Genomic DNA, 24,482 nt, shown 5'->3' on the forward strand with positions numbered 1-24,482 from the left:
AAATGACGAATAAAAATGCTTATGCGCAGTCTGGTGTGGATGTTGAAGCGGGTTATGAAGTTGTTGAACGCATCAAAAAACACGTGGCACGTACAGAGCGTGCTGGTGTTATGGGAGCTCTTGGCGGTTTTGGTGGCATGTTCGACCTTTCAAAAACAGGTGTTAAAGAGCCAGTTTTGATTTCAGGAACTGACGGTGTTGGGACCAAGCTCTTGCTTGCTATCAAGTACGACAAACACGATACCATCGGTCAAGACTGTGTGGCTATGTGTGTCAACGATATCATCGCTGCAGGTGCAGAGCCTCTCTACTTCTTGGACTACGTCGCAACTGGTAAAAATGAACCAGCTAAGCTAGAACAAGTGGTCGCTGGTGTGGCTGAAGGTTGTGTACAAGCAGGTGCAGCCCTCATCGGTGGTGAAACGGCTGAAATGCCTGGTATGTATGGCGAAGACGACTATGACTTGGCTGGATTTGCTGTTGGTGTTGCAGAAAAATCTCAAATTATAGACGGTTCAAAAGTGGCAGAGGGAGACGTCCTTCTCGGACTTGCTTCCAGTGGTATTCACTCAAATGGTTACTCGCTCGTTCGTCGTGTCTTTGCGGACTATACAGGTGAAGAAATCTTGCCAGAATTGGAAGGCAAGAAACTCAAAGACGTTCTTTTGGAACCAACTCGTATCTATGTCAAGGCTGTTTTACCACTCATTAAGGAAGAGTTGGTCAACGGGATTGCCCACATCACAGGTGGTGGTTTCATCGAAAATGTACCTCGTATGTTCGCAGATGACTTGGCTGCTGAAATTGATGAAAGCAAAGTTCCGGTCCTTCCAATTTTCAATGCCCTTGAAAAATATGGCCAAATCAAACATGAAGAAATGTTTGAAATCTTCAACATGGGTGTGGGGCTTATGCTTGCAGTGAAACCAGAACATGTGGAACGTGTCAAAGAACTTCTTGACGAACCTGTTTATGAAATCGGTCGTATTGTGAAGAAAGATGGCGCAAGTGTGGTGATTAAATAATGGCTAAAAAGATTGCTGTTTTTGCTTCTGGCAACGGCTCAAACTTTCAGGTGATTGCGGAACAATTTCCAGTAGAATTTGTCTTTTCAGATCACCGGGATGCCTATGTACTTGAGCGTGCCGAAAATCTTGGAGTTTTATCCTATGCCTTCGAACTCAAGGAGTTTGAGAGCAAAGCAGACTACGAAGGAGCCATTGTCGAGCTCTTGGATGAGCACGAGATTGATCTAGTCTGTTTGGCGGGTTATATGAAAATCGTCGGTCCAACCTTGCTAGCGGCTTATGAAGGCCGTATCATCAATATTCACCCAGCTTATCTGCCAGAATTTCCAGGTGCTCATGGTATTGAAGATGCTTGGAATGCAGGTGTGGACCAGTCTGGCGTGACTATTCACTGGGTGGACTCTGGTGTTGATACCGGCAAGGTCATCAAACAGGTCCGTGTGCCAAGGCATGAAGGGGATACCCTTGATACTTTCGAGACTCGCATCCACGAAACAGAGTACAAGCTCTATCCAGAAGTCTTGGATAGTTTGGGGGCTGCACGAAAATAAGGAAGCCCTTGAGCTGAAAGAAAATTTTCGACTGTAGCAAAGAAAGAACTTTTTTAAAAAGGAAAAGAAAGAACATGACTAAACGAGCACTTATTTCAGTCTCAGATAAAGCGGGCATTGTTGAATTTGCCCAAGAACTTAAAAAACTTGGTTGGGACATCATCTCAACAGGTGGTACCAAAGTTGTCCTAGACAATGCTGGGGTTGATACCATTGCTATCGATGATGTGACTGGTTTCCCGGAAATGATGGACGGTCGTGTCAAGACCCTCCACCCCAATATCCATGGCGGTCTCCTCGCTCGTCGCGACCTGGATAGTCACTTAGAAGCAGCCAAGGATAACAAAATCGAATTGATTGACCTTGTTGTGGTCAATCTTTACCCATTCAAGGAAACCATTCTTAAACCAGACGTGACTTATACGGATGCCGTTGAAAACATCGATATCGGTGGTCCATCAATGCTTCGTTCAGCAGCAAAAAACCACGCTAGCGTAACAGTTGTGGTAGACCCAGCTGACTACGCTGTTGTGCTTGACGAATTGGCAGCCAACGGCGAAACAAGTTACGAAACTCGCCAACGCTTGGCAGCTAAGGTTTTCCGTCACACAGCTTCATACGATGCCTTGATTGCAGAATACTTCACAGCTCAAGTGGGTGAAAGTAAACCTGAAAAACTCACCTTGACTTATGACCTTAAACAAGCTATGCGTTATGGTGAAAACCCTCAACAAGACGCAGACTTCTACCAAAAAGCCTTGCCAACGGACTACTCAATTGCTTCAGCGAAACAGCTCAACGGTAAGGAATTGTCCTTCAACAATATCCGTGACGCTGATGCTGCCATCCGTATCATTCGCGATTTCAAAGAACGCCCAACGGTTGTGGCTTTGAAACACATGAACCCATGTGGGATTGGTCAAGCTGATGACATCGAGAATGCTTGGGACTACGCTTATGAGTCTGACCCAGTTTCTATCTTTGGTGGAATTGTCGTTCTCAACCGTGAGGTAGATGCTGCGACAGCTGAGAAGATGCACGGTGTTTTCCTCGAAATCATCATTGCACCAAGCTATACGGATGAAGCGCTAGCCATTTTGACCAACAAAAAGAAAAATTTGCGCATTCTTGCCTTGCCATTTGACGCACAAGATGCTAGTGAAGTGGAAGCAGAATATACAGGTGTTGTCGGTGGACTCCTCGTTCAAAATCAAGACGTGGTCAAAGAAAGCCCAGCTGACTGGCAAGTGGTAACCAAACGCCAACCAACTGAGACAGAAGCGACTGCCCTTGAGTTTGCTTGGAAAGCTATCAAGTATGTCAAATCAAATGGAATCATCGTGACTAATGACCACATGACACTGGGTGTTGGCCCAGGTCAAACCAACCGTGTGGCCTCTGTTCGTATTGCCATCAATCAAGCCAAAGACCGCCTTGACGGCGCTGTTCTTGCTTCAGATGCCTTCTTCCCATTTGCGGATAACGTGGAAGAAATCGCTAAAGCAGGTATTAAGGCTATCATCCAGCCTGGTGGATCCGTCCGTGACCAAGAATCCATCGAAGCTGCTGATAAATACGGCTTAACCATGGTCTTCACAGGCGTGAGACATTTTAGACATTAAGAAAATAAAAGGGAAGAAAACAGTTTCTTTCCTTTTTTTTGCTTTAAAAGCGAAACGAAACAAGATTAAAACGAACGTTTATGGTATAATATTAGTAAATAATTCGCAAAAGAGGTTGAAAGATGAAGCTGTTAGTTGTCGGCTCGGGTGGTCGTGAACATGCCATTGCTAAGAAGTTGCTTGAGTCAAAAGATGTTGAAAAAGTCTTTGTAGCTCCTGGGAACGACGGGATGACTCTGGATGATCTGGAATTGGTAAATATCTCTATTTCCGAACATTCTAAATTGATTGAGTTTGCAAAAGCCAACGATATAGCTTGGTCCTTTATCGGGCCAGATGATGCCCTTGCGGCTGGTATCGTGGATGATTTCAATGCAGCTGGTCTCAAAGCCTTTGGCCCGACCAAGGTTGCGGCTGAGCTGGAGTGGTCCAAGGATTTTGCTAAGGAAATCATGGTCAAGTACGGCGTTCCGACAGCAGCCTATGGGACCTTCTCAGATTTCGAGGAAGCCAAGGCCTATATCGAAGAAAAAGGCGCTCCAATCGTCGTCAAGGCAGATGGCTTGGCCCTTGGGAAAGGTGTCGTCGTTGCGGAGACAGTCGAGCAAGCAGTCGAAGCCACTCACGAGATGCTTCTGGACAATAAATTCGGTGACTCAGGTGCACGTGTGGTCATCGAGGAATTCCTGGATGGGGAAGAGTTCTCTCTCTTTGCCTTTGTCAATGGGGACAAGTTCTATATCATGCCAACGGCTCAGGACCACAAACGTGCCTACGATGGCGACAAGGGTCCCAACACTGGTGGGATGGGTGCCTATGCGCCAGTTCCTCACTTGCCACAGAGTGTGGTTGACACAGCGGTTGACACCATTGTCAAGCCAGTTCTCGAAGGTATGATCAAAGAAGGTCGTCCATACACAGGTGTCCTTTACGCGGGGCTTATCTTGACTGCTGACGGGCCTAAAGTCATCGAGTTTAACGCTCGTTTCGGAGATCCTGAAACGCAAATTATTTTGCCTCGTTTGACATCTGACTTTGCACAAAATATCACTGACATTTTGGAGCGCAAAGAGCCAGCCATCACTTGGACGGACAAGGGTGTGACACTAGGCGTGGTTGTAGCTTCAAATGGCTACCCACTCGCTTATGAGAAAGGTGTCAAGCTTCCTACCAAGACAGAAGGCGACATCATCACTTACTACGCCGGTGCCAAATTCGCTGAAAATGGTCAAGCCCTTCTCTCAAACGGCGGACGTGTCTATATGCTAGTTACCACAGCAGACACCGTCAAAGACGGTCAAAACACCATCTACAGCCAACTCGACAAACAAAACACAGAAGGCTTTTTCTATCGTACGGATATCGGAAGCAAGGCGATTCGATAAAGATATAAGAAAAGGCGACGCAGTCGCCAAACACGACAATGGTCGCCTTGGTGAAAAGACCAGAACAGTATCTGTTCTGGTCTAGGGAAAATTTGAGACCTTAGGCTCAAATTTTAGGAATGAAACCGAAGGTTTGCTTCCGTCCCCACCACCTAAGACCATTATCAAAAAAGAAAAAAGGAAAAATTATGACTAAACCAATTATTTCCATCATCATGGGCTCCAAATCCGACTGGGCAACCATGCAAAAAACAGCAGAAGTCCTAGACCGCTTCGGTGTAGCCTACGAAAAGAAAGTTGTCTCTGCCCACCGGACGCCTGACCTCATGTTCAAACATGCGGAGGAAGCCCGTAGTCGTGGCATTAAAGTCATCATCGCTGGTGCGGGTGGCGCAGCCCATTTGCCAGGGATGGTCGCAGCTAAAACAACCCTTCCTGTCATCGGTGTACCCGTCAAATCACGTGCTCTTAGCGGTGTGGATTCACTCTATTCAATCGTTCAGATGCCAGGTGGTGTGCCAGTCGCAACCATGGCTATCGGTGAAGCAGGGGCGACAAATGCGGCTCTCTTTGCCCTTCGTCTCCTATCAGTAGAGGATCAGGCTATCGCGACAGCTTTGGCAGATTATGCAGAAGAACAAGGAAAAATCGCAGAGGAGTCGACAAATGAGCTCATCTAAAACAATCGGAATTATCGGTGGCGGTCAGCTGGGTCAGATGATGGCCATTTCTGCTATCTACATGGGGCACAAGGTCATAGCGCTGGATCCTGCAGCGGATTGCCCGGCCTCTCGCGTGGCGGAAATTATCGTGGCGCCTTATAATGATGTGGACGCCCTTCGTCAGTTGGCAGAGCGCTGTGATGTTCTCACTTATGAATTCGAAAATGTCGATGCTGACGGCCTTGACGCTGTTATCAAAGAAGGACAACTCCCACAAGGGACCGACCTACTTCGTATCTCCCAAAACCGGATCTTTGAGAAGGACTTTCTTTCTAACAAGGCCAAAGTCACCGTTGCTCCTTACAAGGTTGTGATCTCAAGCCAAGATTTGGTAGATATCGACTTGTCGAAAAGCTATGTCCTCAAGACTGCGACTGGTGGCTACGATGGCCATGGTCAGAAGGTTATTCGTTCGGCAGAAGATTTGGCAGAAGCCAATGCACTAGCGGATTCAGCAGATTGCGTTTTAGAAGAATTCGTCAACTTTGACCTTGAGATTTCTGTCATTGTGTCAGGAAATGGCAAGGATGTGACAGTTTTCCCGGTTCAGGAAAATATCCACCACAACAACATTCTTTCGAAAACCATTGTACCTGCTCGCATTTCAGAAAGTCTAGCTGAAAAAGCCAAAGCCATGGCAGTGCGAATCGCTGAACAGCTGAACTTGTCTGGAACTCTTTGTGTGGAAATGTTTGCGACAGCTGATGACATTATTGTCAACGAAATCGCGCCACGCCCACATAACTCTGGACACTACTCAATCGAAGCCTGTGATTTTTCACAATTTGACACACATATCTTGGGCGTTCTCGGAGCGCCACTTCCAACAATCCACCTCCATGCTCCAGCAGTCATGCTCAACGTCCTCGGCCAACACGTCGAAGCAGCTGAAACATATGTGACAGAAAATCCAAGCGCCCACCTCCACCTATATGGTAAAATAGAAGCGAAGCACAACCGCAAAATGGGACATGTGACTTTGTTTAGTGATGTGCCAGATGAGGTTGAAGAATTTGGGAAAGGGATTGATTTTTAGGACATGCCTATGATTCAACTCATTGTCAACGCATTTGTTGAAAAAGAAAAGACGGGAGCAGTCGTCGAAGTCTTGTATGCTAGTAGCAATCACGAAAAAGTGAAAGCTAAGTATGAAGAGCTGACTGCTCAATATCCTGAAAACTATTTAGCCATCTATGATCTACCGTTAGATACGGATTTGAATACACTGGATCATTATCCATCGGTGTGGATTGGGAAAGAGGAATTTGAATAAAGCGACAGTCGATTGCTAACTGATGTAAAACATCAAAAGAAAGGAAAATAAAAACATGATCGAACGTTACTCTCGCCCCGAAATGGCGAACATTTGGACTGAAGAAAATAAATACCGTGCTTGGCTTGAGGTAGAAATCTTGGCTGACGAGGCATGGGCTGAGTTGGGGGAAATCCCTAAGGAAGATGTGGCTTTGATTCGTGAAAAAGCGGATTTTGACATCGACCGTATTCTTGAAATCGAGCAGGAGACTCGCCACGATGTGGTTGCCTTCACGCGTGCGGTTTCTGAGACTCTTGGTGAAGAGCGTAAGTGGGTCCACTATGGTTTGACTTCTACTGACGTAGTCGATACTGCCTACGGTTACCTTTACAAACAAGCCAACGACATCATCCGCAAGGATCTTGAAAACTTCACTAACATCATCGCTGACAAGGCTAAGGAGCACAAGTTCACCATCATGATGGGTCGTACCCACGGTGTGCACGCTGAGCCGACAACTTTTGGTCTTAAATTGGCGACTTGGTACAGCGAAATGACGCGCAACATCGAGCGTTTCGAGCATGCGGCTGCTGGTGTGGAAGCTGGTAAGATTTCTGGTGCGGTTGGTAACTTTGCCAATATCCCACCATTCGTTGAAAAATACGTCTGCGACAAGCTGGGTATCCGTGCTCAAGAAATCTCTACACAGGTGCTTCCTCGTGACCTTCACGCTGAGTACTTTGCAGTTCTTGCCAGCATTGCGACTTCTATTGAACGCATGGCAACGGAGATCCGTGGTCTTCAAAAATCTGAACAACGTGAAGTGGAAGAGTTCTTTGCTAAAGGTCAAAAAGGTTCTTCAGCAATGCCTCACAAACGCAACCCTATCGGTTCTGAGAATATGACTGGTCTTGCACGTGTCATCCGTGGTCACATGGTAACAGCTTATGAAAATGTGTCACTCTGGCATGAACGTGATATCTCTCACTCATCAGCTGAGCGTATCATCACACCAGATACAACCATCTTGATTGACTACATGCTCAACCGTTTTGGAAATATCGTCAAGAACTTGACGGTCTTCCCAGAAAACATGATCCGCAACATGAACTCTACTTTTGGTCTTATCTTTAGCCAACGTGCCATGTTGACCTTGATTGAAAAAGGCATGACGCGTGAGCAAGCTTACGACCTTGTTCAACCGAAGACAGCTCAATCATGGGATAACCAAGTTGACTTCAAACCACTTTTGGAAGCAGACCCAGAAGTAACATCACGTTTGACTCAAGAAGAAATCGACGAAATCTTCAACCCAACTTACTACACCAAACGAGTGGATGAAATTTTCGAACGCATCGGTTTGGGTGACTAATCATAAAATAAAAAAGCGAGATTCAATCTCGCTTTTTTATTTGTGCTTAATCTTTTTTCTTGCTAAGTCCATAAGCTGTGAGTGCAGCCATCAAACCTGTAGCAATCAACCATTCTGAACCTTGACTTCCTGTTTCAGGAAGTTTATATTCATTGGCTGAAGGAGCCTCAACTGTAGCAACTTTTTTATTTTCTACCTATTCTGGTTCTGACTTCTTAGCTTCTCCAGTTACTTCTGATTTTGTTGGAGCTTCAGTATTTGTTACTGGAGCGACTGGAGATGCTTGAGCTACATTTTCTGTTGAAGGAGTAGTCTCGAGTTTTTCTTCACTCGTTGGTGGAGTGACTTCTCCAGTGGTTTGGACAGCAGGTTGATTCTCTGTTGGAGCAGGCACAACTCCGTCAGTAGCAACAGCTTGAGCCTGAAAGGCAAAGCCAATCAATACAGAAGCGGCCCAAATTGCATATTTACGAATAGAGAAGCGCTGTTTATTTTCTGGTTTCATTAAAAACCTCCCTTTTGAATTCTTTGATAACGTTTTCATACATTGATCCTATTGTATGTTCTTACTAAAATAAAGTCAAGTTTTTGAGGGAATTACTATAAAAAATAGAATAATTTATAAATTAAGATATATTTTTCTAATTTTGACTATTTTTTAGTAAAAAGGTTACTAATTATAGAATTGCTTGAAATGCTATTCTCAGGAAAGTGAGCTGATGCTATAATGGGTATATAAAAAACCTGAGACAGTCGCCTCAGGATTTTTAAAGATTAGTGGTCACGATCACAAGAAATGAATTTGATTTTGTAGAAATCAGATCGTTTATATGTCTCGATATATTCCAAAACTTGACCAGTTGCTTCAAGCTTAGTTGTCTTAGTTTGGAAAACAGTTGGGAAATGAGTGTCGATTCCTAATACAGAAGCGGCATGTTCTGGAGTTGGAAATACAATTTCATTAATTTCTTCAAAATGCTCATCATTCATGTGAATGTGGTAGTCCAATTTGAAACGAGTATAGATAGAACTATAGTATTCAAGATTTGGATAGTTGGCATTGATGTACTGTTCAGGAATGTATGAACTGTGATAGATATAGGTGATGCCATTTGTTTCACGAACACGTTCAATCTTGTAGTAGAATTGATCGCCACGTAGGCCGAGCTTTTCTAGATATTTAAGATCGTTCCCGCGTTCGATAGAAAGAACAGTTACCTTATCGTCTTTGGTCTCGAAGATTTCTACATCAGAAAATTCAACGAGTTTATGCTTGCGGGCACGAGCTACGAAAGTTCCTTTACCTTGTTGACGAACAATGTATCCGTCTTTAGCAAGATCATTCAAGGCACGAACCACTGTGATTGAGCTAACATCATACATGGAAATCAATTCTGCTTCAGTGTAGAATTTATCTCCACTAGCAAATTGACCAGAAATAATCTTGTTTTTCAATTCATCTTTAATATATTGATACTTTGGAATTGCCATAATTTCACCTCATTTTTTCCTTCTCCACCTATGATTTTAACATAAAATCGAAAAAAAGAGTAGAAAAGCAATGAAAAAATTTAAAATATCGGAATAAGAAATTAGGATACATATAAATAATTTGAGTTTTAATTCCTATTTTTGCTTTCTATTTAGAACGTTGATTTTATGGCATTTTGATATTTTTTAGAAAAAATTTAGTAAAAGACAGAAAATTTTTAAAGAAAATTTCAAAAAGTATTGACATTAATCCCCGATTAGTTTATAGTTGATATAACAACAAATGAAAGCGCAATCTTTTTCGTTTTCAGAGGAGGAAGAATGGCAAGATTTGAAATTAAAGATGATTTCTATCTGAATGGAAAACCATTCAAGGTTTTGTCTGGTGCCATTCACTATTTTAGAATTCCTGTGGAAGATTGGCATCATTCATTGTATAACCTCAAGGCTTTAGGTTTCAATACAGTTGAGACTTATGTCGCCTGGAACATGCATGAACCTGCTGAAGGAAAATTTAACTTTGAAGGTAATCTTGATTTAGAGAGATTTCTTCAAACTGCACAAGATTTGGGCTTATATGCAATTGTACGTCCTTCTCCATTTATCTGTGCAGAATGGGAATTCGGTGGTTTACCAGCATGGCTCTTGACCAAGGATATGAGAATTCGGTCATCTGACCCAGCTTTCATTGATATGGTTGGTCGCTACTATGATCAGTTGCTTCCACGTCTAGTTCCGAGATTATTGGAAAACGGTGGGAACATTCTCATGATGCAAGTCGAAAATGAGTACGGATCCTATGGCGAGGACAAGACCTACTTGAGGGAAATTCGACGTTTGATGGAAGGACGAGCAGTTACTTGTCCGCTTTTCACATCAGATGGACCATGGCGAGCAACTCTTAAGGCTGGAACCTTAATTGAGGATGATCTCTTTGTGACAGGGAACTTTGGTTCCAAGGCTACTTATAATTTCTCACAGATGCAAGAATTCTTTGATGAGCACGGCAAGAAATGGCCACTCATGTGTATGGAATTCTGGGATGGCTGGTTCAATCGATGGAAAGAACCAATCATCAAGCGTGAACCTGAGGAATTAGCAGAAGCTGTCCACGAGGTTTTAGAGCAAGGTTCTATTAATCTTTACATGTTCCACGGTGGGACCAACTTTGGTTTTATGAATGGTTGTTCAGCTCGAGGAACCATTGATTTACCACAAGTAACATCTTATGATTATGACGCTCTTCTTGATGAAGCTGGAAACCCAACTGCTAAATATTTTGCAGTCAAAGACATGATGGCGACTTACTATCCTGAGTATCCGCAATCTGAGCCACTTCACAAGGCAAGTATGGAAGTTGACGCGATTCCGCTAGTTGAAAAAGTTTCCTTGTTTGAAACCTTGGATAGCCTATCCAGTCCGATTGAAAGTCTCTACCCTAAGAAAATGGAAGAGTTAGGACAAGGTTACGGCTACCTACTCTATCGTACGGAAGCAAGTTGGGATGCGGATGAAGAACGCATTCGAATTATTGACGGACGAGATAGAGCTCAGCTCTTTATCGATGGTAAATGGGTGGCGACACAGTACCAAACAGAAATCGGTGAAGATATCTTTTATCAAGGTAAAAAGAAAACGCTATCCAATATTGATATACTTATTGAAAATATGGGGCGTGTCAACTATGGACACAAATTCTTAGCAGATACACAGCGAAAAGGAATTCGCACAGGTATTTGTAAAGATTTGCATTTCTTGCTCAACTGGAAGCAATATCCACTTCCTCTTGATAACCCAGAGAATATTGATTTCTCTAAGGGATGGACAGAAGGGCAACCTGCCTTTTACGCTTATGACTTTGAAGTTGAGGCGCCAAAGGATACCTACTTAGACTTATCTGAGTTTGGTAAAGGGATTGCTTATATCAACGGACATCATCTAGGTCGTTTCTGGAATGTCGGTCCAACCTTATCTCTTTATATTCCACATAGCTATCTCAAAGAAGGTGCCAACCGCATCATTATCTTTGAAACAGAAGGGGAGTATAAGGAACACATACATTTAACTTGTAAACCTACACTAAAACTTATAAAGGGGGAAAACTTATGACAATTGTAGGATGCCGTATCGATGGGCGCTTAATTCACGGACAAGTCGCAAACCTTTGGTCTGCTAAACTGAATGTTTCACGTATCATGGTCGTTGACAATGATGTTGTGAATAACGACGTTGAAAAAAGCGGCTTGAAACTTGCAACACCACCAGGTGTAAAACTTAGTATTTTGCCAGTTGATAAAGCAGCAGCGAATATCCTTGCTGGTAAATATGATAGCCAACGTCTTTTGATTGTAGCACGCAAACCTGACCGTTTCCTTGGTTTGGTAGAAGCAGGTGTGCCACTTGAAACTGTCAATGTCGGCAACATGTCTCAAACACCAGAAACTCGTGCGATCACACGTTCTATTAACGTTGTTGATAAAGACGTAGAAGATTTCCACAAATTGGCGGAAAAAGGTGTTAAACTTACTGCTCAAATGGTTCCAAATGATCCAGTTTCAGACTTTTTGAGCTTATTAAAATAGGAAAAAATTTTTAGGAGGTCATTGTTATGATACAATGGTGGCAAATTTTACTTCTCACTTTGTACTCAGCTTATCAAATCTGTGATGAGTTGACGATCGTTTCTTCTGCAGGTTCGCCTGTATTCGCTGGTTTTATTACTGGTTTAGTCATGGGAGATTTGACAACTGGTTTGTTTATCGGTGGTAGCTTGCAGTTGTTCGTACTTGGGGTAGGTACCTTCGGTGGTGCTTCTCGTATCGACGCAACTTCTGGTGCGGTTCTTGCGACTGCTTTCTCAGTTTCACAAGGAATCGAAACAGACCTTGCGATCACTACAATCGCTGTACCAGTAGCAGCACTTTTGACTTACTTCGACGTACTTGGTCGTATGACTACAACATTCTTCGCTCACCGTATTGACGCTGCGATTGAACGCTTTGACTACAAAGGAATCGAACGTAACTATCTTCTTGGTGCGCTTCCTTGGGCTCTATCTCGTGCCCTTCCAGTATTCTTCGCCCTTGCTTTCGGTGGAGAATTCGTACAAGGTGTTGTAAACCTTGTTAAAGAATACCAATGGGTTGCAGACGGTTTGACTCTTGCAGGTCGTATGCTTCCAGGTCTTGGATTCGCTATCTTGCTTCGTTACCTTCCAGTTAAACGTAACCTTCACTACCTTGCTATGGGATTTGGTTTGACAGCTATGTTGACTGTTCTTTACTCAAACGTACAAAGTCTTGGTGGAGCAGTTGCTGGTATCATTAGCACTCTTCCTGCTGAAGTTGCTGAAAAAATTGGCTTTGTTAACAACTTCAAAGGATTGTCTATGATCGGTATCTCTATCGTGGGTATCTTCCTTGCAGTTGTTCACTTCAAGAACAGCCAAAAAGTTGCTGTAGCAGCACCTTCTACACCATCAGAAAGTGGGGAAATTGAAGATGACGAATTCTAATTACAAATTAACAAAAGAAGATTTTAATCAAATTAACAAACGTAGCTTGTTCACTTTCCAATTGGGATGGAACTACGAACGTATGCAAGCATCAGGTTACCTATACATGATCTTGCCACAATTGCGTAAAATGTATGGAGATGGAACTCCTGAGTTGAAAGAAATGATGAAAGTTCATACTCAATTCTTCAACACTTCACCATTCTTCCACACAATCATCGCTGGTTTTGACCTTGCCATGGAAGAAAAAGATGGCGTTGTCTCTAAAGATGCGGTTAACGGTATCAAGACAGGTTTGATGGGACCATTCGCTCCTCTTGGAGATACTATCTTTGGTTCACTTGTACCTGCTATCATGGGATCTATCGCTGCAACAATGGCTATCGCTGGTCAACCTTGGGGTATCTTCCTTTGGATTGCAGTTGCAGTAGCGTATGACATCTTCCGTTGGAAACAGTTGGAATTTGCCTACAAAGAAGGGGTTAACCTTATCAACAACATGCAAAGTACTTTGACAGCTTTGATTGAAGCTGCATCTGTACTTGGTGTGTTCATGATGGGTGCTCTTGTAGCAACAATGATCAACTTTGAAATTTCATACAAATTGCCAATCGGTGAAAAGATGATTGACTTCCAAGATATCTTGAACTCAATCTTCCCACGTTTGCTTCCAGCAATCTTCACTGCCTTCATCTTCTGGTTGCTTGGTAAGAAGGGTATGAACTCTACAAAAGCTATCGGTATCATTATCGTGCTTGCCTTGGCTCTTTCTGCCTTTGGTAAATTTGCACTTGGAATGGGCGCATAATTTATGACGAAATCATTAATTTTAGTGAGCCACGGTCGTTTCTGTGAAGAACTTAAAGGTAGCACAGAGATGATTATGGGACCACAAGATAACATTCATGCGGTCGCTCTTCTTCCAGAAGATGGACCAGAAGAATTTACTGCTAAGTTTGAAGCTGCTGTTGAAGGATTGGATGATTTCCTAGTCTTTGCGGATCTTCTTGGCGGAACTCCATGTAACGTGGTGAGCCGTTTGATTATGGAAGGTCGTGACATTGAACTTTATGCAGGAATGAACCTTCCAATGGTCATTGAGTTTATCAATGCAAGCCTAACAGGTATCGATGCAGACTATAAGAGTCGTGCGTCAGAAAGCATTGTGAAAGTTAATGATTTATTAGCTAGCTTCGATGACGATGAAGATGAATAATACTCTTCAAAAATCAAATTCAAACCACGTCAGCTTCGCCTTGCCGTACTTGAGCACAGCCTTCGGCTAGCTTCCTAGTTTGTTCTTTGATTTTCATTGAGTATAAGATGTGATTGCATTAAAATGTTAAATCATCTTATAGAAAATATACATGGGAATGGGAGCGACTCCCATTCCCATGTTTTCAATCATGAAATAATATTAGATTAGAGGTTTTCAATGCTAGATTATACAAAAGAAGATTTGCTTGAGTTGGGAGCAGAGATCACCACACGTGAAATTTACCAACAACCAGATGTTTGGAAGGAAGCTTTTGAATCCTATCAAGCCCGCCGTGATGAAATTGCAGCCTTTTTGCAAGGAATTGCAGATAAACATGACTACATTAAGGTTATCCTGACTGGTGCTGGGACTTCTGCTTATGTAGGTGATACCCTAGTTCCTTACTTCAAGGAAGTCTATGATGAACGTAAATGGAATTTTAACTCTATTGCGACAACGGATATTGTTGCCAATCCACAAACTTATTTGAAAAAAGACGTGGCAACTGTTTTGGTATCATTCGCACGTAGTGGAAATTCACCTGAGAGTGTAGCAACGGTTGACCTGGCTAAGGCCTTGGTTGACGAGCTTTATCAAGTAACGATCACTTGTGCGGCTGAAGGGGAATTAGCACTTCAAGCTCACGGTGACGATCGCAACCTCTTGCTCTTGCAACCGGCAGCTTCTAACGATGCTGGCTTTGCTATGACATCAAGCTTTACTTCAATGATGTTGACAGCCCTTTTGGTCTTTGATCCAACTGAATTTGCTGTTAAAGCTGAACGTTTTGAAGTGCTTTCTAGTCTTGCTTGTAAAGTTCTTGACAATGTGGCAGATGTGAAAGAATTGGTTGACCTAGACTTTAACCGAGTGATTTACTTAGGTGCAGGTCCATTCTTCGGACTTGCTCACGAAGCCCAGCTCAAAATTTTGGAATTGACTGCTGGTCAGGTTGCAACTATGTATGAAAGCCCAGTTGGCTTCCGTCATGGTCCAAAATCTCTTATCAATGAAGATACTGTTGTTTTAGTCTTTGGTTCTACAACAGATTATACTCGTCAGTATGACTTAGACTTAGTTCGTGAAGTTGCAGGTGATAAAATTGCTCGTCGCGTTGTTCTCTTGAGTGACCAAACTTTTGGACTTGAAAATGTCAAAGAAGTAGCACTTGGTTGTGGCGGTGTCTTGAACGATATTTACCGTGTCTTCCCTTACATCGTTTATGCCCAACTCTTTGCCCTTTTGACTTCGCTTAAGGTTGGAAACAGACCTGATACACCATCACCTACAGGTACAGTAAACCGCGTCGTTCAAGGTGTTATTATTCACGAATTCAAATAATAAGGAGATAAGGATGAAAGCATACACAGAACGTGTATTTGGGAAAGTTGATGACAAGGATGTTGTCGCTTATCGCTTTGAAACAGAAGCAGGCTATCAACTAGAAATCATGACCTATGGTGCAACGATTCTACGTTATGTAACTCCTGATAAGGCTGGTAATTTTGCCAATGTTATCCTAGGCTTTGATGATTTTGACAGCTATGTAGGTAACAGTCCTAAACATGGAGCGAGTGTAGGTCCAGTTGCAGGTCGTATCGCAGGTGCGACATTCGAATTGAATGGGAAAACCTATGAACTCGAAGTCAATAACGCAAGCAACTGTAACCACAGCGGATCAACAGGTTGGGATTCTAGTCTGTTTGAGCTAGTCGAGGTGAGCGACCATGGCTTAACTCTTTACACAGAAAGAACAGACGGGACAGGAGGTTTCCCTGGAAACCTTAAAATCTGGATTAGCTACCACTTGGAAGAAACTGGTGCCTACGAAGTTAGCTACAAGGTGACGACGGATCAGGATACCTTGGTCAATCCAACCAACCATAGCTACTTTAACTTGTCTGGTGATTTCACTCAGACTGTTGACCGCCATGTTTTCCAACTGAATACAGAAGGTATTTATCCAATCGCTCCTGACGGTGTCCCAGCTAAAGCTCCAGATGCCGATCGTGATGTGGTCAAACATATCTACAATGGCGCCTTGTTGAAAGATATCTTTGCAGAAAAAGATGAGCAAATTCAGCTCGTATCTGGTTTGGACCACCCATTTGCTCTGCCTGCAGGACATGACAATGCTGGTTTCTTGTATGACCAAAATTCAGGTCGTTTCTTACTCTTTAAGACAGAAGCACCTTGCTTTGTAGTTTACACCGCAAACTTTGTGGATGAGAGTGTCATCATCGCTGGTCAACCAATGACGCAGCACAATGGGATTGCTCTTGAAGCACAGGCTTTACCAGATGCTATTCACAGTGACCTGAAAGATCAAGTCATTCTAAAAGCAGGTGAGACTTTCACTAGCAAAACTCGTTACGAAATTGTCGTTAAATAAAAAAAATTCTCTGAAGTCATAGGATTTCAGAGAATTTTTTTTATTCTTCATCTGGTGTGAGAATCATTGGAATGATGATTGGTTCACGTTCAGTGTTTTCGTAAAGGAATGGTCGAATGGCGTTTACGATAGCACCATTGACAGATTGGACGCTGGCATCCTTGTTTTTCAAAGCGATACGAATAGCATTGAAAAGGATGCGTTGGCTTTGACGGATTAAGTCGCCAGATTCGCGCATGTAGACGAAACCACGACTAAGGATATCTGGTCCAGAAATAATCATCTGAGACTCAAAGTCTACCGTTGCGACGGCAAGTACGACACCATCTTCGGATAGGTCTCGGCGGTCTTTTAGGACTGCCGCACCGATTTCGCCGATACGATTTCCATCGACGTAGATATCTTGAGCATTGAAGTGACCTGCGATACGAGCAGAGTTTGCAGTAAGGGCAAGGACATCACCATTGCTCATAATAAAGATATTGTCTTTTTCAACTCCAGTATCTACGGCAAGTCCAGCGTGGACTTTTTGCATGCGATATTCACCGTGAACAGGCATGAAGTATTTTGGTTTGATGAGGCGAAGCATGAGTTTTTGCTCTTGTTGACCACCGTGTCCAGATGTATGGATGTTGTTAATCTTACCATGGATGACTTCAACACCAGCTTCAGAAATGATGTTAATCAGCTTGTTAACGCTAGTGGTGTTTCCTGGGATTGGACTAGATGAGAAGATAACCGTATCGCCAGGTTGGAGTTGCACTTGACGGTGGGTTCCGTTAGCAATACGAGAGAGGGCTGCCATAGGTTCGCCCTGGCTACCTGTACAAAGGATAAGAATCTCACCTGCAGGGTAATCTTTGATTTCATTTGGCTCGATAAAGGTTCCCTTTGGCGCTTTGATATAGCCAAGTTCGATTCCGTTAACAATAGCCTTTTCCATAGAGCGTCCAAAGACAGCAATCTTGCGTCCAGTCTTAACAGCAGCATCTGTTGCTTGTTGGAGACGGAAGATGTTTGAGGCAAAGGATGCAAAGATGATACGTCCCTCGATACCTTGGATAATCTTCATAATAGACTGACCAACGACCTTTTCAGAGTTTGTAAAGGTTGGCACTTCAGCATTTGTTGAGTCTGAGAGTAAGCAAAGTACTCCGTCTTCACCTAGGGCTGCCATACGATGCAAGTCTGCAGGTTCACCAACTGGTGTAAAGTCAAACTTGAAGTCACCGGTACAGACGATTTTTCCTTGAGGTGTGTGGATAACAATTCCCAAAGGTTCTGGGATTGAGTGAGTTGTTCTAAAGAAAGTTGCTTTAAGATTTTTAAAGGTCAACTCAGTGTTGTGGTTGATTTCGTGAAGTGTAGCATTGCGCAAAAGGCCATGTTCTTCGAGTTTTCCACGGATCAAAGCGAGGGCTAGTGGACCTGCATAGATAGGGATATTTGCTTGCTTGAGCAAGAAAGGAATCCCACCAATATGGTCCTCGTGTCCGTGTGTAATCAAGAGAGCCTTGACGCGGTCGATATTTTCGACAATGTAAGAGTAATCAGGGATAACGTAGTCGATACCAAGCAAGTCATCCTCGGGGAATTTAATCCCTGCATCAACGATGATGATTTCGTCTTGGTATTCGATTCCGTATGTATTTTTACCGATTTCTCCTAGACCACCAATGGCAAAAACGCCCACTTCTTCTGGTTTAAGAGTATAGGCCATATTAGAACTCCGTAATTTCGAATGAGCCAGTTTCTTTTTCGTAGTCTAGCAATTTGTCAGACAAGAGCTCGATATATTCAACGTTAAATTCTGGACGGTTTTTTTCAACAAGTTCACGGGCAATGATACGTCCCTCAAGTTCTGAGCTGGCATCAATGTCTAAGTAAAGTGAGCGTGTTGTTTCACGACGTGGGCTACGGTCTTTTGTTTCTTGATAAAAAACTTTGTAAATCATGTGTTTCCTTTCTGTTTTCAGGTCAGCTGTATTCAAAAAATTACCAGCTTGAAGCTGTTTGTTTCTATTTCATTTTCTGCCTGTATTGACCTTGATTCGTTACAATTATCTCAATTATAACATAAAAAGGGGAATTAGTAAAAGCAGGAAACATGAAAGTAAGGAGCTTGAAATGTGTTTCATTTTGCCCGATACAAGTATTTGAAGACTTTGAAATCACGTGCTATAATAAAGTTAGAAAAGAGGTTTTTCCTTATGAAGGAGGGCAGGATATGTTTCAACTAGCTATTATCATTCGTCTTCTGGCCTTTGCGGGATTTGTTGCCTGTGTTTACGGAGGAAATATTTTGTATACTCGGCTAGAGTATCGGAAGGCCAAATTCCTATGGAAGATTGGCTTCGTGACTCTGTATTCGTTTTTCCTTCTCCTAGTGACCTATGTGGTCTGGTTCGTATTTTACTTTGGTTTGAATTCTTGAGTGCTTGTCCTGTCTGTTTGGCAGGGCATTCTTGTTTGGAAACAAAGAAAATTCCCATGCGTCGGCTTTTGTAGTATAATAGTAAGCAGACAAAAAGATAGGAATGTGTTATGAAAGTATTAGCTTTTGATACGTCCAGCAAGGCTCTTTCTCTAGCTATTTTAGAGGACAAGCAGCTTCTTGCCGAGACGACGATTAATATCAAGAAAAATCACAGTATTACCCTCATGCCTGCTATTGATTTTTTGATGGCAAGTTTGGATTTGACGCCAAAGGATTTGGATCGAATCGTCGTAGCAGAGGGGCCGGGTAGCTATACAGGTTTGCGAATCGCAGTAGCAACTGCCAAGACCTTGGCTCATACCCTAAACATTGAGTTAGTGGGGATGTCTAGTCTATTGGCTCTGGTTCCACGCCAACAAGAAGGCTTGGTGGTTCCTATCATGGATGCACGCCGTAACAATGTATACGCAGGATTCTATGAACATGCTCAACCTGTCTTTCCAGAAGCGCATCTGTCTTTCGAGGAGGTCCTAGAGCAGGTCAAGGATGCCGACCAAGTGACCTTTGTTGGTGAAGTGGGTGCCTTTATCGAGCAGATTCAAGAGCAATTACTACAGGCTAACTATCAAGAAACCTTACCAAACGCAGCGAATCTTGCTCTTTGGGCCTGGGACAAGGAAGCAGACTCCCTGCACGACTTTGTGCCGAATTATCTCAAGCGTGTCGAAGCTGAGGAAAATTGGCTCAAGAACCATACGGAGTCTGGCGAGTCTTACATTAAACGCCTATGATAGAAATCAAACGAATCCAACAGCAGCCTGATGTGGCACAAGCTATCTACGAAGTGATGACGGATGTTTATCCCGTCAGTCCTTGGACGTTGGAACAAATCCAAGCAGACCTGTCTCAAGACCAGACTTGGTATGCTCTAGCTTATGATGGGGAAGAAGTGATAGGTTTTCTAGCAATTCAGGAGAATCTTTTTGAAGCAGAAGTCCTGCAAATCGCTGTCAAGAAAGCTTATCAAGGTCAGGGGATAGCCATAGCCTTGTTTGCGACACTGCCGATAGATAAAGAGATTTTCCTCGAAGTTAGAAAGTCAAATCAAAGAGCGCAAGCATTTTACAAGAAAGAAAAAATGGCAGTTATCGCTGAGAGAAAGGCCTATTACCATAATCCAGTTGAGGACGCCATTATCATGAAGAGAGAAATAGATGAAGGATAGATATATTTTAGCATTTGAGACATCCTGCGATGAGACCAGTGTCGCCGTCCTGAAAAACGACGACGAGCTCTTATCCAATGTCATTGCGAGTCAAATTGAGAGTCACAAACGTTTTGGTGGCGTAGTGCCAGAAGTAGCCAGTCGTCACCATGTCGAGGTCATTACAGCCTGTATAGAGGAGGCGCTAGTAGAGGCAGGGATTACCGAAGAGGACGTGACAGCTGTTGCCGTTACCTATGGGCCGGGCTTGGTCGGAGCCTTACTAGTTGGTTTATCCGCTGCTAAGGCCTTTGCTTGGGCTCATGGACTTCCGCTTATCCCTGTGAATCACATGGCTGGCCACCTCATGGCGGCTCAAAGTGTGGAGCCCTTGGAATTCCCCTTGCTAGCTCTATTGGTTAGTGGTGGACACACAGAGTTGGTTTATGTTTCAGAAGCTGGTGATTATAAGATTGTTGGGGAAACGCGTGATGATGCAGTTGGTGAAGCCTATGATAAGGTCGGCCGTGTTATGGGTTTGACCTATCCAGCAGGTCGGGAGATTGACGAGTTGGCTCATCAGGGGCAGGATATTTATGACTTCCCTCGTGCCATGATCAAGGAAGACAATCTGGAGTTTTCATTCTCAGGTTTGAAGTCTGCCTTTATCAATCTCCACCACAATGCCGAGCAAAAGGGAGAAAGCTTGTCCAAGGAAGACCTATCTGCTTCCTTCCAAGAGGCAGTCATGGATATTCTCATGGCAAAAACCAAGAAAGCCTTGGAGAAATATCCTGTTAAAACTCTAGTTGTGGCCGGTGGTGTGGCTGCCAATAAAGGTCTCAGAGAACGCTTAGCAGCTGAAATCACCGACGTCAAGGTTATCATTCCTCCTCTGCGTCTTTGCGGAGACAATGCAGGCATGATTGCCTACGCCAGCGTCAGCGAGTGGAACAAAGAAAACTTTGCAGGCTTGGAGCTAAACGCCAAACCTAGCCTCGCTTTTGATACTATGGAATAAAGAGTTAGCTCTAGGCTGGCTTTTTTGTTTGGACAAATGAGAGAGTTTATTAAGATAGCAGCTATTTGATGACAAAAACAAACAGTGTTTTATTAACTTCAAATTCTAAACTTTTTTCTATTTTATGAATGTGTTATAATAATTTTTGCTATGACTGTTTAGAAAGCAGTTGATGAAGGAATGAATAGTGAGGAGGTTTATGAAAGAAAAAGGATTTTGGGAAGGTGTACAGGCTGCTGTGCCGACGGCTTTAGGTTATATCAGCATTGGCCTTGCTTGCGGTATTATCGGATCTCCCTATGTAACACCTGTGGAAATGGGCTTGATGAGCCTCTTTGTCTATGCTGGGAGTGCTCAGTTTGCCATGATAGCCTTGATAGCAGTTCAAGCACCTGTGGCAGCCATTGCTATGACGGTCTTTTTGATTAATCTGCGTCTCTTCTTGCTGAGTTTGCATGCGTCGACCTATTTCCGTCAGACTAGTCTCTGGCATAATATCGGAATGTCCAGTCTCTTGACCGATGAGACTTACGGGGTCTTGATGGGAGAGCTAGTGCATAGGGATAAGGTCAACCCAATGTGGATGCATGGGAACAATCTCAATAGCTATATTTCTTGGTTTTTGGGAACAGTTGTCGGAACTGCTCTAGGCGGCCTTTTGCCAAATCCGGAAGTTTTTGGTCTAGATTTTGCCTTAGTGGGAATGTTTATCGGGATTTTCACTTCCCAGTTTCAGATTATGCAAAAACGGATTCCCTTACGCAATCTCTTCATCATTCTGGGAGTTGTTGCTGTTTCCTTTTTTGTACTCTTGACAGTAGTGTCTCAGTCTCTAGCTGTCCTGTTTGTGACCTTGCTAGGTTGTACCATGGGGGTGATTTTAGATGGTCAGTAAGTATATTTTAATGGCAATCATCTTTTCTGGCTTGGTGACTTGGATTCCAAGAATGGTTCCTTTCATCCTAGCCAAATACAAGGGGTTGCCGCCTATTGTCGAACGCTTTTTGAAATTCCTCCCAGTTTCTATTATCTTTGCCTTGATTCTTTCAAGTGTTGTGAGCGGAAAAGTTGGAAGCTTCCCACAGATAAAATGGTTGGACTTTTTAGCAGTCTTTCCGACAGCCTTTGTAGCCTTTCGCTACCGCAATCTGGTGGGGACGGTTCTCTTTGGAGTGGTTTTGATAGCAGTCCTCCGTTTGGTCTTTTAATCAGCCATAAAGAAAACCTATCACAAATATAGAAATCATATAATGGCGCAATCCTAATTTTTCTGTTAAGATAAGACTGTATTTTATTTTGGAGGAATTATCATGAAAAAAATCGTTAAATATTCATCACTTGCTGCCCTAGGGCTTGTTGCCGCCGGTGTATTAGCAGCTTGCTCAGGCGGTGAGAAGAAAGATGCTGCAACTAGTGAAGCAACATCTGGTAAGAAAGAAATTATCGTAGCGACTAACGCTTCACCAAAACCATTTAACTATGAAGATAATGGTGAGTTGACTGGTTACGAAATCGAAGTTATTCGTGCTATCTTTAAAGACTCTGACAAATATGATGTCAAGTTTGAAAAGACAGAATGGTCAGGTATCTTTGCAGGTCTTGACGCAGATCGTTACCAAATGGCAGTTAACAACATCAGCTACACTAAAGAACGTGCAGAGAAATACCTCTACGCAGCGCCAACTGCTAAAAACCCTAACGTTCTTGTTGTGAAGAAGGACGACACTAGCATCAAGTCTCTTGATGATATCGGTGGAAAATCTACTGAAGTCGTTCAAGGAACAACCTCAGCTAAACAATTGGAAGCATACAACACAGAACATGCGGACAATCCAACTATCCTTAATTATACTAAGGCAGATTTCCAACAAATCATGTCTCGTTTGAGCGATGGACAATTTGACTATAAGATTTTTGACAAGATCGGTGTAGAGACAGTTATCAAAAACCAAGGTTTGGATAATTTGAAAGTCATCGAACTCCCAAGCGACCAACAACCTTACGTATACCCACTTCTTGCCAAAGGTCAAGATGAGTTGAAATCATTTGTAGACAAACGCATCCAAGAACTATATAAAGACGGAACTCTTGAAAAACTATCTCAACAGTTCTTCGGTGGTTCTTACCTCCCAGCAGAAGCTGACATTAAATAAGTTTGTAAATCATCCATCTCTCAGAGATGGATGATTTGCAACTTTTAGGCATATAGTTTCAAACTATACGTCTGCCTATCTAATAACAATTTGCGAAATCAAATAAAGTATGAGATACTATTACGGTATTATTTTTAAAGGAGAATGAATCATGAAAATCAAAAAATGGTTAAGCGTAGCAACTATCGCTACAGTAGCAGGCCTTACACTTGCAGCTTGCGGAAATTCAGACAAGAAAGCGGACAATACAACTACAGTTAAAATTGCGACTGTTAACCGTAGCGGTTCAGAAGAAGCACGTTGGGACAAAGTCCAAGAATTGGTTGAAAAAGACGGAATTAAATTGGAATTCACAGAGTTTACAGACTACTCACAACCAAATAAAGCAACTGCTGATGGTGAAGTAGACTTGAACGCTTTCCAACACTACAACTTCTTGAACAACTGGAACAAAGAAAACGGTAAAGATCTTGTAGCGATTGCAGATACTTATATCTCACCAATCCGCCTTTACTCAGGTAAAAACGGAGAAGAAAACAAGTACACTAAAGTGGAAGAAATCCCAGATAAGGGTGAAATCGCAATTCCAAACGATGCTACTAACGAAAGCCGTGCCCTTTACCTTCTTCAATCAGCTGGTTTGATTAAATTGGATGTTTCAGGAACTGAACTTGCTACAATCGCAAACATCAAAGAAAATCCAAAGAACTTGAAAATCACTGAATTGGATGCTAGCCAAACAGCTCGTTCATTGACATCAGTTGATGCAGCTGTTGTAAACAACACTTTTGTTACAGAAGCCAAATTGGACTACAAGAAAGCACTCTTTAAAGAGCAAGCTGACGAAAACTCAAAACAATGGTACAACATCATCGTTGCGAAAAAAGATTGGGAATCATCACCTAAAGCTGATGCAATCAAGAAAATTATCGCAGCTTACCACACTGATGAAGTGAAAAAAGTCATCGAAGAAACTTCAGACGGCTTGGATCAACCAGTTTGGTAATAAACACAGGGAGGTGGGAGAGATTTTTTCCACCTCTTGCTTTTATATAGAGCCTCAAGCAAATGAAATCC

General features: G+C 42.9%; 27 protein-coding genes and 1 pseudogene. 23 read left to right on the top strand and 5 right to left on the bottom strand.

The annotated features are described in order from the left end of the window. The first annotated feature begins 2 nt into the window (after positions 1-2). From purM to purB, 8 genes are all read left to right on the top strand, one after another. Complete coding sequence (gene purM / locus SPAR10_RS02275) at positions 3-1,025, top strand: phosphoribosylformylglycinamidine cyclo-ligase (protein ID WP_004250375.1); 1,023 nt, start codon at positions 3-5, stop codon at positions 1,023-1,025. Then, a complete protein-coding gene (purN, locus tag SPAR10_RS02280; protein WP_004250377.1) occupies positions 1,025-1,579 on the top strand; it encodes a phosphoribosylglycinamide formyltransferase in 555 nt (184 codons plus the stop codon). The genes purM and purN overlap by 1 nt, the downstream gene beginning before the upstream one ends. A gap of 74 nt (positions 1,580-1,653) precedes the next feature. Beyond that, on the top strand, positions 1,654-3,201 hold the full coding sequence (gene purH, locus SPAR10_RS02285; protein ID WP_004250379.1) for a bifunctional phosphoribosylaminoimidazolecarboxamide formyltransferase/IMP cyclohydrolase: 1,548 nt from the start codon (positions 1,654-1,656) through the stop codon (positions 3,199-3,201). A 122-nt stretch (positions 3,202-3,323) separates the two neighbouring features. Continuing rightward, the gene (gene purD, locus SPAR10_RS02290; RefSeq protein WP_004250381.1) at positions 3,324-4,586 is read left to right on the top strand and encodes a phosphoribosylamine--glycine ligase; all 1,263 of its coding nucleotides are present in this window, start codon (positions 3,324-3,326) and stop codon (positions 4,584-4,586) included. Between the two features lie 188 nt (positions 4,587-4,774). Continuing rightward, positions 4,775-5,266: a 5-(carboxyamino)imidazole ribonucleotide mutase gene (gene purE, locus SPAR10_RS02295; RefSeq protein ID WP_004250383.1), complete on the top strand. Its 492-nt coding sequence runs from the start codon at positions 4,775-4,777 to the stop codon at positions 5,264-5,266. Beyond that, the gene (gene purK / locus SPAR10_RS02300; RefSeq protein WP_004250385.1) at positions 5,253-6,344 is read left to right on the top strand and encodes a 5-(carboxyamino)imidazole ribonucleotide synthase; all 1,092 of its coding nucleotides are present in this window, start codon (positions 5,253-5,255) and stop codon (positions 6,342-6,344) included. The genes purE and purK overlap by 14 nt, the downstream gene beginning before the upstream one ends. Before the next feature lie 9 nt (positions 6,345-6,353). After that, positions 6,354-6,581, top strand: coding sequence for a hypothetical protein (locus SPAR10_RS02305; protein ID WP_004250386.1), 228 nt, complete (start codon positions 6,354-6,356; stop codon positions 6,579-6,581). Positions 6,582-6,636: 55 nt separating this feature from the next. Further along, positions 6,637-7,935, top strand: coding sequence for an adenylosuccinate lyase (purB, locus tag SPAR10_RS02310; protein ID WP_004250388.1), 1,299 nt, complete (start codon positions 6,637-6,639; stop codon positions 7,933-7,935). A gap of 46 nt (positions 7,936-7,981) precedes the next feature. On the opposite strand, the pseudogene SPAR10_RS11350 reads toward purB, so the two are convergent. From SPAR10_RS11350 to SPAR10_RS02320, 3 genes and pseudogenes are all read right to left on the bottom strand, one after another. Next, positions 7,982-8,068, bottom strand: a pseudogene (locus SPAR10_RS11350) (LPXTG cell wall anchor domain-containing protein); the annotation flags it as partial. A 63-nt stretch (positions 8,069-8,131) separates the two neighbouring features. Further along, positions 8,132-8,440: a YSIRK-type signal peptide-containing protein gene (locus tag SPAR10_RS02315; RefSeq protein WP_004250390.1), complete on the bottom strand. Its 309-nt coding sequence runs from the start codon at positions 8,438-8,440 to the stop codon at positions 8,132-8,134. Positions 8,441-8,709: 269 nt separating this feature from the next. Then, positions 8,710-9,426, bottom strand: coding sequence for a GntR family transcriptional regulator (locus SPAR10_RS02320; RefSeq protein ID WP_004250391.1), 717 nt, complete (start codon positions 9,424-9,426; stop codon positions 8,710-8,712). A 321-nt stretch (positions 9,427-9,747) separates the two neighbouring features. Between SPAR10_RS02320 and SPAR10_RS02325 the strand changes: the two genes are divergently transcribed. The 7 genes from SPAR10_RS02325 (at position 9,748) to SPAR10_RS02355 (ending at position 16,590) form a co-directional block, all read left to right on the top strand. Further along, complete coding sequence (locus tag SPAR10_RS02325) at positions 9,748-11,535, top strand: glycoside hydrolase family 35 protein (protein ID WP_004250393.1); 1,788 nt, start codon at positions 9,748-9,750, stop codon at positions 11,533-11,535. Next, a complete protein-coding gene (locus tag SPAR10_RS02330) occupies positions 11,532-12,008 on the top strand; it encodes a PTS sugar transporter subunit IIB (protein ID WP_004250394.1) in 477 nt (158 codons plus the stop codon). Before SPAR10_RS02325 ends, SPAR10_RS02330 begins: the two co-directional genes overlap by 4 nt. A gap of 26 nt (positions 12,009-12,034) precedes the next feature. Continuing rightward, the gene (locus SPAR10_RS02335; protein ID WP_004250396.1) at positions 12,035-12,940 is read left to right on the top strand and encodes a PTS mannose/fructose/sorbose/N-acetylgalactosamine transporter subunit IIC; all 906 of its coding nucleotides are present in this window, start codon (positions 12,035-12,037) and stop codon (positions 12,938-12,940) included. Further along, the gene (locus SPAR10_RS02340) at positions 12,927-13,748 is read left to right on the top strand and encodes a PTS system mannose/fructose/sorbose family transporter subunit IID (RefSeq protein ID WP_004250397.1); all 822 of its coding nucleotides are present in this window, start codon (positions 12,927-12,929) and stop codon (positions 13,746-13,748) included. The genes SPAR10_RS02335 and SPAR10_RS02340 overlap by 14 nt, the downstream gene beginning before the upstream one ends. Before the next feature lie 3 nt (positions 13,749-13,751). Continuing rightward, complete coding sequence (locus SPAR10_RS02345) at positions 13,752-14,156, top strand: PTS sugar transporter subunit IIA (protein WP_004250403.1); 405 nt, start codon at positions 13,752-13,754, stop codon at positions 14,154-14,156. 219 nt (positions 14,157-14,375) lie between these two features. Continuing rightward, a complete protein-coding gene (locus SPAR10_RS02350) occupies positions 14,376-15,539 on the top strand; it encodes an SIS domain-containing protein (RefSeq protein WP_004250405.1) in 1,164 nt (387 codons plus the stop codon). 13 nt (positions 15,540-15,552) lie between these two features. Further along, positions 15,553-16,590, top strand: a complete 1,038-nt coding sequence (locus SPAR10_RS02355) for an aldose epimerase family protein (RefSeq protein ID WP_004250407.1) — start codon at positions 15,553-15,555, stop codon at positions 16,588-16,590. Between the two features lie 40 nt (positions 16,591-16,630). Here the strand turns inward: SPAR10_RS02355 and rnjA are convergent, their stop codons facing one another. Together rnjA and SPAR10_RS02365 are read right to left on the bottom strand one after the other, a co-directional pair. Beyond that, on the bottom strand, positions 16,631-18,310 hold the full coding sequence (gene rnjA, locus SPAR10_RS02360) for a ribonuclease J1 (protein WP_004250408.1): 1,680 nt from the start codon (positions 18,308-18,310) through the stop codon (positions 16,631-16,633). Position 18,311: 1 nt separating this feature from the next. Continuing rightward, the gene (locus tag SPAR10_RS02365) at positions 18,312-18,545 is read right to left on the bottom strand and encodes a DNA-dependent RNA polymerase subunit epsilon (RefSeq protein WP_004250411.1); all 234 of its coding nucleotides are present in this window, start codon (positions 18,543-18,545) and stop codon (positions 18,312-18,314) included. A 272-nt stretch (positions 18,546-18,817) separates the two neighbouring features. Here SPAR10_RS02365 and SPAR10_RS0101765 point away from each other — a divergent pair, with 272 nt between their 5' ends. From SPAR10_RS0101765 to SPAR10_RS02400, 8 genes are all read left to right on the top strand, one after another. After that, positions 18,818-19,024, top strand: a complete 207-nt coding sequence (locus SPAR10_RS0101765; protein WP_025170512.1) for a hypothetical protein — start codon at positions 18,818-18,820, stop codon at positions 19,022-19,024. A gap of 110 nt (positions 19,025-19,134) precedes the next feature. Then, positions 19,135-19,818: a tRNA (adenosine(37)-N6)-threonylcarbamoyltransferase complex dimerization subunit type 1 TsaB gene (gene tsaB / locus SPAR10_RS02370; RefSeq protein ID WP_004250415.1), complete on the top strand. Its 684-nt coding sequence runs from the start codon at positions 19,135-19,137 to the stop codon at positions 19,816-19,818. Then, entirely contained in the window at positions 19,815-20,252 is a 438-nt protein-coding gene (gene rimI, locus SPAR10_RS02375) for a ribosomal protein S18-alanine N-acetyltransferase (protein ID WP_004250417.1), read from the top strand. Before tsaB ends, rimI begins: the two co-directional genes overlap by 4 nt. After that, complete coding sequence (tsaD, locus tag SPAR10_RS02380; protein WP_004250419.1) at positions 20,242-21,252, top strand: tRNA (adenosine(37)-N6)-threonylcarbamoyltransferase complex transferase subunit TsaD; 1,011 nt, start codon at positions 20,242-20,244, stop codon at positions 21,250-21,252. The genes rimI and tsaD overlap by 11 nt, the downstream gene beginning before the upstream one ends. A gap of 199 nt (positions 21,253-21,451) precedes the next feature. Next, positions 21,452-22,147 (top strand): AzlC family ABC transporter permease, encoded by a 696-nt coding sequence (locus tag SPAR10_RS02385; RefSeq protein WP_004250421.1) that lies wholly within the window; start codon positions 21,452-21,454, stop codon positions 22,145-22,147. Then, on the top strand, positions 22,137-22,460 hold the full coding sequence (locus SPAR10_RS02390; RefSeq protein WP_004250422.1) for an AzlD domain-containing protein: 324 nt from the start codon (positions 22,137-22,139) through the stop codon (positions 22,458-22,460). The genes SPAR10_RS02385 and SPAR10_RS02390 overlap by 11 nt, the downstream gene beginning before the upstream one ends. Positions 22,461-22,562: 102 nt before the next feature. Next, positions 22,563-23,405 carry an amino acid ABC transporter substrate-binding protein gene (locus SPAR10_RS02395; RefSeq protein WP_004250424.1) on the top strand — a complete coding sequence of 281 codons (843 nt, stop codon included), beginning with the start codon at positions 22,563-22,565 and terminating at the stop codon, positions 23,403-23,405. A gap of 151 nt (positions 23,406-23,556) precedes the next feature. Then, positions 23,557-24,411 carry a MetQ/NlpA family ABC transporter substrate-binding protein gene (locus SPAR10_RS02400; protein ID WP_004250426.1) on the top strand — a complete coding sequence of 285 codons (855 nt, stop codon included), beginning with the start codon at positions 23,557-23,559 and terminating at the stop codon, positions 24,409-24,411. Positions 24,412-24,482: the final 71 nt, after the last annotated feature.

This window comes from Streptococcus infantis SPAR10 (assembly GCF_000279535.1).
Classification (GTDB): domain Bacteria; phylum Bacillota; class Bacilli; order Lactobacillales; family Streptococcaceae; genus Streptococcus; species Streptococcus infantis_I.